The sequence below is a fragment of the Arenibacter aquaticus genome (assembly GCF_003957295.1).
GTDB lineage: Bacteria > Bacteroidota > Bacteroidia > Flavobacteriales > Flavobacteriaceae > Arenibacter > Arenibacter aquaticus.
Genome location: NZ_RQPJ01000005.1, coordinates 167,270 through 179,380, shown reverse-complemented (window position 1 = coordinate 179,380; position 12,111 = coordinate 167,270). Strand labels below are relative to the sequence as shown.

The 12,111-nt window shown below is 41.8% G+C and carries 7 protein-coding genes, 1 other RNA gene and 1 pseudogene; 8 read left to right on the top strand and 1 reads right to left on the bottom strand.

Annotated features, from left to right (window positions below; all coding sequences use genetic code 11):
* Positions 1-8: 8 nt before the first annotated feature.
* The 7 genes from EHW67_RS10250 to EHW67_RS10220 all read left to right on the top strand — a co-directional run bounded on the left by EHW67_RS10250 (position 9) and on the right by EHW67_RS10220 (position 9,537).
* Positions 9-3,359 carry a ThuA domain-containing protein gene (locus EHW67_RS10250; protein WP_126162292.1) on the top strand — a complete coding sequence of 1,117 codons (3,351 nt, stop codon included), beginning with the start codon at positions 9-11 and terminating at the stop codon, positions 3,357-3,359.
* A 243-nt stretch (positions 3,360-3,602) separates the two neighbouring features.
* Entirely contained in the window at positions 3,603-4,511 is a 909-nt protein-coding gene (locus EHW67_RS10245; RefSeq protein ID WP_126162291.1) for a TatD family hydrolase, read from the top strand.
* Positions 4,508-5,413, top strand: a complete 906-nt coding sequence (eboC, locus tag EHW67_RS10240; RefSeq protein ID WP_238389892.1) for a UbiA-like protein EboC — start codon at positions 4,508-4,510, stop codon at positions 5,411-5,413. The genes EHW67_RS10245 and eboC overlap by 4 nt, the downstream gene beginning before the upstream one ends.
* 11 nt (positions 5,414-5,424) lie before the next feature.
* Positions 5,425-6,606 (top strand): 3-dehydroquinate synthase, encoded by a 1,182-nt coding sequence (locus tag EHW67_RS10235; RefSeq protein WP_126162290.1) that lies wholly within the window; start codon positions 5,425-5,427, stop codon positions 6,604-6,606.
* Positions 6,600-7,793 (top strand): metabolite traffic protein EboE, encoded by a 1,194-nt coding sequence (eboE, locus tag EHW67_RS10230; RefSeq protein WP_126162289.1) that lies wholly within the window; start codon positions 6,600-6,602, stop codon positions 7,791-7,793. The genes EHW67_RS10235 and eboE overlap by 7 nt, the downstream gene beginning before the upstream one ends.
* 3 nt (positions 7,794-7,796) lie before the next feature.
* The gene (locus EHW67_RS10225) at positions 7,797-9,173 is read left to right on the top strand and encodes an alkaline phosphatase family protein (protein WP_126162288.1); all 1,377 of its coding nucleotides are present in this window, start codon (positions 7,797-7,799) and stop codon (positions 9,171-9,173) included.
* 1 nt (position 9,174) lies between these two features.
* Positions 9,175-9,537, top strand: a complete 363-nt coding sequence (locus EHW67_RS10220; RefSeq protein WP_126162287.1) for a transmembrane 220 family protein — start codon at positions 9,175-9,177, stop codon at positions 9,535-9,537.
* On the opposite strand, the pseudogene EHW67_RS10215 reads toward EHW67_RS10220, so the two are convergent.
* A pseudogene (locus tag EHW67_RS10215) lies at positions 9,526-11,333 on the bottom strand (DNA polymerase III subunit gamma/tau). The gene EHW67_RS10220 and the pseudogene EHW67_RS10215 sit on opposite strands and share 12 nt — an antisense overlap.
* Before the next feature lie 134 nt (positions 11,334-11,467).
* Between EHW67_RS10215 and rnpB the strand changes: the two are divergent.
* Positions 11,468-11,784, top strand: an RNA gene (gene rnpB / locus EHW67_RS10210) — RNase P RNA component class A.
* Positions 11,785-12,111 lie beyond the last annotated feature (327 nt).

Sequence of the window (12,111 nt, the reverse complement as noted above, 5' to 3'; positions counted from 1 at the left end):
ATAAAACAATGAGTGGTATTAAAAGATCAATTGTAGCAATTGTATTACTGGGGCTTTTGGGGTCCTGTGGCCAAAAAAGCGAAAAGATATTAGTGTTTAGCAAAACTGAAGGATTTAGGCATGGTTCTATAGAGGCTGGAGTTTCTGCTGTGAAAAAATTGGGAGTGCAAAATGGTTTTGAGGTCCATGCTACTGAGGATGCTACTTATTTTACTGAGGAAATACTACGCAATTATTCCGCAGTGGTGTTCATGAATACGACTGGTGATGTTCTGGACAATTCACAACAGGCAGATTTTGAGCGATATATTCAAGCAGGAGGTGGATTTGTTGGGGTACATGCCGCCACAGATACGGAATATGGTTGGCCCTGGTACAATAAATTGGTGGGGGCTTATTTTAAAAACCATCCTAAAGTGCAGGAAGCGAAGTTGCGGATAGTGGATAAGGGCCACGAGGCCACGGTAGGAATGGCCGACACTTGGATGAAAAAGGACGAGTGGTACAATTTTAAGGATATCAACCCAGATATAAAGGTGTTGTTGGAAATTGATGAAACAAGTTATCAGGGCGGGGAGAATGGCGAGCACCACCCCATATCCTGGTATCATGATTATGATGGGGGTAGGGCATTCTATACCGAAATGGGTCATACCGATGTAACTTTTGAAAATCCAGATTTTTTAAAGCATCTCTTAGGTGGACTTAACTACGCTATGGGAAATGGCAATTTGGATTATACCAAGGCCAAGACCGAAAGAATACCGGAAGAAAATAGGTATGTACGCAAAGTGTTGGATTTTAATCTGAACGAACCCATGGAGCTGGAGGAATTACCAGGCAGGGGAATATTATTTGTGGAGCGTAGGGGGGCATTGAAATTGTATGATTTTAAGGAGGAAAAAACAAAGGTAATTGCTCAGTTGGATCTATTTTATGGTAATGAAGATGGACTGTTGGGAATAGCGGTAGATCCAAATTACGCAAAAAATAATTGGATCTATTTGTTTTATTCCGCCCCTGGAGAAGAATCCAAACAACGTATTTCAAGGTTTACTTTGGAAGGGGACAACTTGGACCTGGAATCGGAAAAAATTCTACTCACTGTTCCTACCTTGCGCCAATGTTGCCATAGTGGTGGAGCGTTGGAATTTGGGCCCAATGGGAATTTATTTATAGGTCTGGGCGATAATACCAATCCCTTTCAGTCTTCCGGATTTGCACCTATAGACGAAAGGGAAGGAAGGGCCTTGTGGGACGCACAAAGATCGGCAGCCAATACCAACGATCTTAGAGGGAAGATTTTGAGGATTAAACCGGAGGATGATGGTACATATTCCATTCCGGAGGGCAATCTATTTCCTGAAGGCACCCCCAATACAAGACCGGAGATCTATGTGATGGGAAGTAGAAATCCGTTTAGGTTTTCCATAGATAGCGCAACAGGTTATCTCTATTGGGGAGATGTGGGGCCAGATGCCGGTAAGGGTAAGCCAGACCGGGGGCCACACGGGATGGGCGAATTTGATCAGGCAAGGCATGCAGGGAACTGGGGATGGCCTTATACAAGAGGGAACAACCAGCCGTATAACGACTATAATTTTGCGACCGAAACATCGGGTGAGAAATTTAATCCGGAAAAGCTGATCAATGATTCTCCTAATAACACTGGTATAAAGGAGCTTCCGGCCGCCCAAGAGTCTATGATATGGTTCTCTTATGGGGAATCAGAAGAATTTCCATGGTTGGGTTCTGGAGGAGTAAACCCTATGGCGGGGCCAATTTTTCACGCCTCCGATTACCCTAATGCTACCAACCATTTCCCGTCGTATTTTGAAAATAAGATTCTTTTGTACGAATGGATGAGAGATTGGGTGTATGTGGTAACCTTGGACGAGGACTACAACTATGTAAAAGCAGATCCTTTTATGCCCAATAGTGAGTTTTCACATCCTATGGATATGCTTTTTGCTTCTGATGGAAATCTCTATGTATTGGAATATGGGCAAAAATGGAATACTCAAAATATGGATGCCCGCTTAAACAGGATTAGTTTTGTAAATGGCAATCGCAAGCCTGTATCCAGAATTACAGCCGATAAAATTGTTGGTTCCCATCCCTTTACCGTTAAATTTTCAGGGAGTGAATCTGTAGATTTTGACATGGATCCACTTACCTATGAATGGTACTTTAATTCTGACGAGGTTCAGGATACCGCTGAGAATCCTAGCTTTACTTTTAACGAACCGGGCAACTACACCGTCCGCTTAAAAGTAACGGATACCCAAGGGAATACGGACGAAGCTACTACTAAAATACTGGTTGGTAATGACGTGCCTGAATTGAGTATAGAACTGGATACCAAAAATAAAACCTTTTGGAAGGGTAGAAAAGTAGGGTATAAGGTTGTTGTAACCGATAAACAGGATGGTATTACCCTGGAAGGTAGCATTGACCCCAAAGACGTTAAGGTTACCTTTAATTATATTCCCGAAGGGGAAGATATGGTGAAGGCCACGGTTGGCCATCAACAAAACACGGTGCCGGAAGGGCGATTGCTTATGGATGATACGGACTGTAAAGCCTGCCATGCCGTTAATGTAAAAGTGAACGGACCTTCCTATGAGGAGGTTGCCCAGCGATACTCCCAAAAAGACAAAAACTACCTAATTGATAAAATTATCAAAGGTGGATCTGGCGTATGGGGAGAAAGTATGATGTCTGCACATCCGCAATTAAAGGTAGGTGAAGTAGGTAAGATAGTAGATTATATCCTATCACTAGATTCCAAAGCCGGTGATGATGAGACCTTCCTGCCCGTTGAAGGGCACCTGGGCTTTACAGATCATAAGGCCAAGGAGGTAGATGGTAAATACGTGTTAATGGCCTCATATACGGATAAAGGTAGTGACCGGCAGCCAGAAGCAACTCTTTCTGTAAGGGATCAAATTGTGTTTAAGTATCCTAGATATGCTGCTGCGGATGTAAGGGGTAAAAGTGGAGGATTAAGCGTTTGGGAGGCAAATGGCCATAAGTTGATAGGGTCTATCAAGGACAATTCTTTTATAAAATTTAGTGATATAGACTTGGAAGGAGTAAAAAGTATAGATCTGTCCATGTATTTTGGTGCGGACCACAATTATGAAGGTAAGGTAGAGATCCGTGAAAATGATGCCAAAGGAAAAATCATTGGAGAAGCTGCTTTAAAGTACTTTGATAAAGAAAAAGGAAGTGAAAAGAAATATAAAGTTCAGATGAAACCTACTACTTACAATGGTGTTGTTTGTCTGGTATTCAGGGGAGCTGGCGATAAGGAAGATGTTGTGGCCAATTTTATGGCTATGAAATTAAACCATTGAAAGTTGGGTGAAATTAAATAATAGGTTTAATGGCGGGTATTTTGGGCTAAAGTGCAGGGATACTGTTAAAACACTTTTAAAATGGTGTCTTTAATATCATTATGACCCATTAATTATATAACTTTATCAGTTGGTGTTACTAATCAGAAAAACGTGTTCGTATTTTAGTGAAGGGCGTTTGTTATAGGTAGCCAGCATATTTTTTTTAAGATATTAATCAATTTAAGCATACAGCAAAGTATTATGGAAGAGAAAATGATGATTATAGATCCTCACGTACATATGACATCCAGGACTACCGATGATTATGAGGCGATGGCCGCAGCAGGGGTAGTAGCCATTATAGAACCCTCATTTTGGTTGGGTCAGCCGCGTACCCAAGTAGGTTCTTTTCAGGATTATTTTAGCAGTTTGGTAGGTTGGGAGCCTTTTAGGGCCAGCCAATTTGGGATATGTCATTACTGTACAATTGGATTAAATTCCAAGGAGGCCAATAATGAAGCCTTGGCAGAGCAGGTTATTGAGTTGTTGCCGCTGTATGTGCACAAGGAAAATGTTGTAGCCATAGGGGAGATTGGGTATGATGATCAGACCCCGGCAGAAGATAAATATTTTAGAATGCAGTTGGAGCTGGCCAAGGAACTGAATATGCCGGTGCAGGTACATACGCCCCACAGGGATAAAAAAGCAGGGACCATAAGAAGTATGGAAGTGTGCCTGGAGCACGGCTTGGACCCTTCTATGGTGGTTATAGACCACAATAACGAAGAAACTGTCAAGGAAGTCTTGGATCGTGGTTTCTGGGCGGCCTTTACCATCTATCCAAAAACCAAGATGGGAAACGAAAGAATGGTAGAGGTAGTGCGCAACTATGGCAGTAACAATATTATAGTGGATAGTTCTGCAGATTGGGGGGTAAGTGATCCGCTTGCCGTGCCAAAAACGGCTTCACTAATGTTAAAAAGAGGGATTGCGAAGGCCGATGTGGTGAAGACCTGTTATCAGAATGCCTTGGATATCTTTGGTGTAAATGGTAAAATGAAGGAGAGCGATTGGTTAAGGGCAGAGGGTATCAATCAAACAAAATTATATAACGATAATAGTGTTTTGCGAGGGCAGGAGCCTAAGGTAGATTCGGATAAAATAGTATGATGAATCCTGTAGTTAAAGGATATTTGCGCCTTGCTAGACCAGCAAATTTACCTACTGCCGCTGCGGACATTTTTGCGGGAGCGGCTATTTCCGGATATTTTGTCAATGTACCATTGGATGGATTATGGGACTCCAGTAGGCTATCCGTATTATTGTTATTGGTCTTTGCTTCCATTTTTATTTATGCGGCAGGGGTAGTGCTAAATGATGTGTTCGACCATAAGTTGGATAAGATTGAACGCCCCGAAAGACCTATTCCGTCTGGTTTGATACCATTAAGGTCAGCTGCTATTTTTGGAGGGATTTTACTCAATATAGGCGTTTTGCTTGCTTTTATGGTAAACCAGATGAGCGGGATTATAGCCTTTGTATTGGGGATTTTTATATTGTTATATGATGCGGTAGCCAAACATCACGGCATTTTTGGACCTCTTACTATGGGAATCTGTAGGGGATTGAATCTTTTGATGGGGATAACCCTTTTAGGTAGTTTGGATAATTGGTGGTACTTGGTACTTCCCATTGTTTATATTGCCGCCATTACCCTAATCAGTAGAGGGGAGGTTCATGGGGATAATAAGAGTCATATCATTTTTTCCGGTAGTCTATATGCCTCCGTCATTTTGGGGCTTGTCTTACTTTTTTTAACATCGGACCGTAATTTGTTGGAAGCCCTTCCCTTTTTATTGCTCTTTTCCTTTTTTGTTTTCAAGCCTTTGATCGGGGCTTATAAGGACAATTCACCTAATAATATTAAAAAGGCCGTTAAGGCAGGGGTAATAGCCATTATACTGCTGGATGCCGCCATGGCCGTAGGGTTTTCCCATTGGTGGGTGGGATTGGTAACCTTGTTATTACTGCCATTATCAATTTATTTATCCAAACTGTTTGCAGTTACTTAACCTTATAGCATATGTCACATTATAAGCCAATAGAACAATCGTTTAAAGTTAACTATGAGTACAAGCTCCATTTTACCGAACATCTTTTTGGGCTTAATAACCCTTTGTTCAAGGAACTTATCCATGGTTATGACCCTAAGGGTAATGTAAAGGTGCTATTTGTGATAGACAGTGGTGTTCAGGAATGTCATCCAGAATTAGTGGGGCAGATTACTGCCTATTGTAGGGAATATGGTTCAGTGATGAATTTAACCCAAGTAATCCCGGTTCCCGGCGGTGAGCAGTGTAAAAACGATTATAAGAATGTAGAGACCATCTTAGAGGCCGTAAACAACAATGGTATATGTAGGCATTCATTTGTCGTTGCCATTGGCGGAGGAGCAGTAATAGACATGGTTGGTTATGCTGCAGCCATAGCTCACAGAGGGGTAAAACTTTTAAGGATACCTACTACGGTATTGTCGCAGAACGACTCTGCTGTGGGGGTGAAAAACAGTATAAATATATTTGGGAAAAAGAATTTCTTGGGCACCTTTGCCCCGGCCTATGCCATTATAAATGACAGACATTTTTTAACCACATTGGAAGAGCGCGATTGGATTTCGGGTATTGCAGAGGCGGTAAAAGTGGCACTGATCAAGGATGAAACATTCTTTGGGTTTTTGGAGGAACATAGTGCAAGACTACAGGCCAGGGATATGGAGTCTATGGAGTATTTGATCTACCGTTGTGCCCAAATGCATATGGAGCATATAGCCCAAGGGGGCGACCCTTTTGAAAGTGGTTCCTCCAGGCCGTTGGATTTTGGCCATTGGGCGGCCCATAAATTGGAGTATATGACCAATTACCAGTTGCGCCATGGAGAAGCTGTGGCCATTGGTATGGCAGTAGATCTGGTATATGCCCATTTTACAGGACTTATAGATAAGGTTACCCTAGACCGTATATTAAAGGTGTTGGAAGATATAGGTTTTAACCTGTGTATTCCTCTTGATACCGATGATGAATTGGAAGAGTTGCTTGGCGGAATTCAAGAATTTAGGGAGCATTTGGGAGGAGAGCTTACCATAACCCTTATCTCTAGGATAGGAGCAAAGCACGATGTGCATGAAATTGATATTAATATGATGAGAAATGCCATAGTTTGGTTAAAAGAAATGTACAAGTCCAAAGTTTCCAATAGCATATGTTAATAGATAATAAATATCACTTAAGTTACTGTACCAATATACATCCGGGCGAGGATTGGGAACAGACTTTTGATAGTCTTAAAACCTATCTGCCCAATATTAAAGAAGAAGTTTCCAGGGAAACGGCCTTTGGTATTGGATTGCGATTGTCCAATGTGGCAAGTTTGGGCTTGGACGAGGGCAATAGCTTACAGGAGTTCAAGGATTGGTTGGAGAGCAATCAGTTATATGTCTTTACCATGAACGGATTTCCTTATGGTAATTTTCATAATGAACGGGTAAAGGATCTGGTACATGCCCCAGATTGGACCACCAACGAAAGATTGGAGTATACCCAAAGGCTTTTTAATCAGTTGGCATTTTTAGTTCCCCCGGGTATTTCTGGCGGTATATCTACCTCCCCCGTTAGTTATAAGCATTGGCACGGTTCTGATGAGGCCTTGGATAAAGCTTTTAGGACTGGGGCTGGGAATATGGCGCAGATTGTACTGCAGTTGGTTGAAATTGAAATAAACACGGGCAAATGCCTGCACTTGGATATTGAGCCGGAACCGGACGGGATGATTGAAAATAGTGACGAAGTCATTCATTTTTATGAATCCTATTTAGTGCCCATAGCCAGTAAATTGCTGATGGCAAATTTGGGGTGTGGGGAAAACCAAGCCAAGGAATTGGTCTTGAGACATATAATGGTGTGCTACGATGTTTGCCATTTTTCCTTAGCTTACGAAGAACCAAAGATGACCTTGGAGAAATTTGATAGGGCTGGCATTAAGGTGGGGAAAATACAGGTTAGTTCGGCGCTGAAAATTTTGTTCAATAATGAAAACAGGGAAGAGGTATGGGAGTCTTTGGCGCAATTTGACGAGCCAACCTATCTGCATCAGGTAACCGAAAAAGTTGGTGATAAGGTGATAACCTATGGGGACTTGCCCCAGGTTTTGGCCAAGAAGGAAAACCGAACGGAACTAAGGGCCCATTTTCATGTGCCTATATTTTTGGAAAAATACGGTCAGTTGTTTTCTACCCAAGACCAGATAATTAAGGTTTTGGAGTATCTTAAGAACAACAAGTTTTCAGATCAATTGGAAATAGAGACCTACACGTGGGATGTATTGCCACAAGATTTAAAAGCAGAATTGTCCAGTTCCATTGTTCGTGAAATTGAATGGTTAAAAAGCAAGTTGTAATAAATGGAGAAAACCGTTGTAATTAATGTTGTTGGCTTAACCCGTGGCCTAATTGGGGAGCATACACCTTTTATAAAATCTTTTCTAAATAAAGGGGCGTCTGCAAGTATTAGCCCACAGCTACCTGCTGTGACCTGTTCGGCCCAAGCAACCTATTTAACGGGTAAGACACCTGCACAACACGGTATTGTAGCCAATGGTTGGTATTTTAAGGAGGAGCATGAGGTGAAATTTTGGCGACAGTCCAACAGTCTTATTCAAAGCGAAAAAATCTGGGAAAAACTCAAGAAAAAAAATAAGGATTTTACCTGCGCCAATATGTTCTGGTGGTACAATATGTATTCCAGTGTGGATTACAGTGTAACCCCCAGACCAAATTATTTGGCAGATGGTAGAAAAATACCGGATGTGTATTCCTATCCTGCGGAGTTGCGAGACAGCTTACAAGCGGAGCTTGGCACCTTTCCTTTATTTCATTTTTGGGGGCCTAAAACCTCCATTAAATCCAGTCAGTGGATCGCTGATGCCACTATAAAAACCGATGCCTTGCACAATCCTACTTTAACTTTGGTGTATTTGCCCCACTTGGATTATAATATGCAGCGTTATGGGACAGACCAAAATGTTATAGGCAAGGATTTAAGGGAGGTAGATACAGTTGTGGAGCAGTTGGTGCGTTACTATGAAAAACAATCGGCAAATATTATTTTGCTTTCGGAGTATGGGATAACCAACGTAAATAATCCTATACATTTAAATAGAAAGTTGCGACAAGAAGGTTATCTAAATGTGCGCATAGAAAGAGGTTTGGAACTCTTGGATGCCGGAGCCAGTAAGGCCTTTGCGGTTGCAGACCATCAATTGGCGCATATTTATGTAAAAGACCCTTCGGAAATAGAAACGGTTAAAAAATTACTACAAGACGTTAAGGGTGTAGAGCGTGTACTTAGTGGTCCTGAACTAAAGGAGGTGGGCTTGGATCACGATCGTTCTGGGGATTTGGTGGCTATTGCGGACAAGGATTCATGGTTTACCTATTATTTTTGGATGGATGATAAAAAGGCCCCGGATTACGCAAGAATGGTGGATATACATAAGAAACCGGGCTATGATCCGGTAGAGATGCTTACCAATCCAAAAGATAAATTGGTTATGGCCAAGGTAGTATGGAAGTTGTTGAAGAAGAAACTGGGCTTTAGAACGGTGATGGATGTTATTCCTCTGGACGCAAGCCTTATAAAGGGATCGCATGGAAGGATTCCAGAAGATGCCAATGACCACCCAATTCTTATTACCAATAAAGACAATCTTGCTTTGGGCGATACTTTATTGGCAACTGAAGTCTGTGGGATTATAGAAAATCATTTAATAGAAGGCTAATATGTTAAGCGGTTACAAGGTACTTTCAGGGGTGTTTGCCATATTGTTTGTTTGGGCAGCAATTTTACAATACAATGACCCAGATCCAGTATTGTGGTATTTTATCTATGGGGTAGCCGCTGTGGTGTCCTTTTTGTTTGCTATACAAAAACTGCCTTTGTTGCTTCCGGTGGTCCTTTCTTTTGTTTATTTATTTGGCGCCTATGTCTTTTGGCCCGATGAGTTTGAAGGGGTTGCCATAGGAGAAGGCAATATCAATAATATAGAGCATGCCAGAGAATCTTTGGGCCTGTTTATTATGGCCTTGGTGATGTTATTTTACGCATGGAGGATTAAGGTGGCCAGAAATGGCCTAGATGTCTAGGTCAAACTCTTGTCTAAGTAAATCTATTACAGGGTTTTTCTCCCTTAGTTTTTGATATTTTTCCTCTGGGGTAAATGCAAATTTTTTGGCGGTAGCCTCGTTAACCGTGATTTTTAGTTGAATAAAATGATTGTCGAGTTTTAGTTTTAAATACTCCATTAAGTCGTACTTGTCCCTTTCAATCTCTTTTTTCATGGTGCCATTGGGGAGTTCTATCCAAATGGTATGATCTTTTAGCAGTTTAGGGACGTCGGAATGCAGATTGGATGCCAATATTTTACGTCCATTCTCATCCAAAATTTCCACGAAATCGGCCCAATGTTTTTGCATTTCCTCTTCCGTAAAGGGGCTTCTGGGCAGATTTTTTTCATCTATCACTACCTCTTTTTTGTTGAGCTCATGTTCCTTTTTAGCCTTTAAACTGGAAAGGGATAGTCCGGATACACGCTTTTTAGGGTTCTTGAGGTTTATTTTCGGCTTGGGTGCGGGAGTAGTCGCCGTTTCTTGGTTGCTATGACTACTGCCTTGTGCAGCTTCGTCGGGTTGTTGTTGTTCGGGAGCAGCTACTGCTTTAGGGGCAGGCTGAGCCGTGGATGCACTATGCTGTTGGTTTTGTGAGGGGTTGCTTCCCTTGGCCTCTGTATTCTGTTGTGAGGGGGCTGCCCTGTAGTGTGAGGCGGGTATTATAAAATTTGGCCTGTACTTACCGCTCCCTAGGAATTCAGATTTTTTTTTTCTCCATCAAAATCAATGGAGGCCAATTTCATAAGGGTCAATTCTACCAGAAGACGTTGATTTTTGCTGGATTTGTATTTTATATCACAGTCGTTCGCCAAGTCTATGGCATGCAGTAGAAAGGGTCTCGATGTTTTTTTGGACTGTTCGCTATACTGTTTTTTAGCCTCCTCGCCAACTTCCAAAAGAGCAATGGTGTTTTGGTGTTGACATACCATTAAATCACGGAAATGGGAGGCGAGTCCACTTATAAAATGATGTCCGTCAAATCCCTTGGACAAAGTTTCGTTAAAAAGTATTAAAAGACCCGGAATGTCGTGATTTAAGATAAGCTCTGTAGCACTAAAGTACGTATCGTAATCTAGGACATTTAAGTTCTCGGTTACGGCCTTTCGGGTTAAATTCTTACCGCAATAACTTACTACACGGTCAAATATGGAAAGGGCATCGCGCATGGCTCCATCCGCTTTTTGGGCAATGATGTGCAAGGCATCGTCCTCGGCCTCTATTTCTTGACTTTGAGCAATGTATTTTAAATACTCCGCAGCATCCTTGACAGTTATACGCTTAAAATCGAAAATTTGGCAGCGCGAAAGGATAGTGGGTATAATTTTGTGTTTTTCTGTAGTGGCCAGAATAAATATGGCATGGGCGGGTGGTTCCTCCAAGGTCTTTAAAAAAGCATTAAAGGCCGCTTGGGATAACATGTGTACCTCATCAATAATATACACCTTGTACTTGCCTACCTGAGGTGGTATACGTACCTGGCTGGTAAGTTCCCTAATGTCATCCACGGAATTATTGGAAGCGGCATCGAGCTCAAAAATATTAAAAGCAAAATCCTCTTCCTCATCTTCCCTGCCCTCTTGGTTGATCTGCTTGGCCAAAATACGCGCGCAGCTGGTTTTGCCAACTCCCCTGGGTCCAGTAAACAATAAGGCCTGTGCCAAATGATTGTTGTCAATGGCATTGGTCAACGTATTGGTAATAGCCTGTTGCCCAACAACATCCTTAAATGTTTGGGGCCTGTATTTTCGGGCAGATACAATAAAAGGTTCCAAGACTATTAACTTAACTATTGGCAAATAAATGTACTTGCCGTTATTGAATTACAAATATAAAAATAGCATCCTATTTACAGAGCTATTTAACTTTGTTTAGTATTTTATTTATCAACAATTGAACTACCTTTGCAAAAGCAGGTCGCCTTATCGCTCCCCGTGTTATGCAGGGAGAGGAAAGTCCGGACACCACAGTGCAGTATAGCGGGTAACGCCCGTCCATTGTAAGATGAGGACAAGTGCAACAGAAAGTATGTACAGGTTATGCTGTAGTGAAACCAGGTAAACTCTATACGGTGCAACGTCATGTAAATCAGTGTTTGAGGGCTGCACGCCCAAGCTGAAGGGTAGGCGGTTAGAGTCTATGGGCAACCATGGGCCTAGATAAATGATAAGGAGGCCTTGAAATGCTTCAGGGTTAACAGAATCCGGCTTATGACCTGCTTTTATTTTTAATGAGACAGCATTTTCGCAGAAAATGCGTAGTCGAATTAATGCCGCCATAGGCGGTATCATTTAAGAATGGGAGGGTCTTTTGATTAATGCCGCCATAGGTGGTATCATTATAAGTTAAGGAATGTCTTTTTGGATAATGCCGCCGCAGGCGGTATCAAGTTGGTTATTTATTGGAGAAGGATAATTTTTTTAATCCATGCTCCAAAGGTCAGTTTGCGGCCTTTAACCTGACATTGGTGCCAAATAATTTCTTAAGGCTAGAAAACATCTTGTTTTCCAATTGGTTCAACTTCATCAATGAAAGCAAAGTGTTATTGTAAAT

Coding starts and splice junctions, on each gene's coding strand:
- EHW67_RS10250 (WP_126162292.1), top strand. CDS start 9: ATGAGTGGTATTAAAAGATCAATTGTAGCAATTGTATTACTGGGGCTT.
- EHW67_RS10245 (WP_126162291.1), top strand. CDS start 3,603: ATGGAAGAGAAAATGATGATTATAGATCCTCACGTACATATGACATCC.
- eboC (WP_238389892.1), top strand. CDS start 4,508: ATGATGAATCCTGTAGTTAAAGGATATTTGCGCCTTGCTAGACCAGCA.
- EHW67_RS10235 (WP_126162290.1), top strand. CDS start 5,425: ATGTCACATTATAAGCCAATAGAACAATCGTTTAAAGTTAACTATGAG.
- eboE (WP_126162289.1), top strand. CDS start 6,600: ATGTTAATAGATAATAAATATCACTTAAGTTACTGTACCAATATACAT.
- EHW67_RS10225 (WP_126162288.1), top strand. CDS start 7,797: ATGGAGAAAACCGTTGTAATTAATGTTGTTGGCTTAACCCGTGGCCTA.
- EHW67_RS10220 (WP_126162287.1), top strand. CDS start 9,175: ATGTTAAGCGGTTACAAGGTACTTTCAGGGGTGTTTGCCATATTGTTT.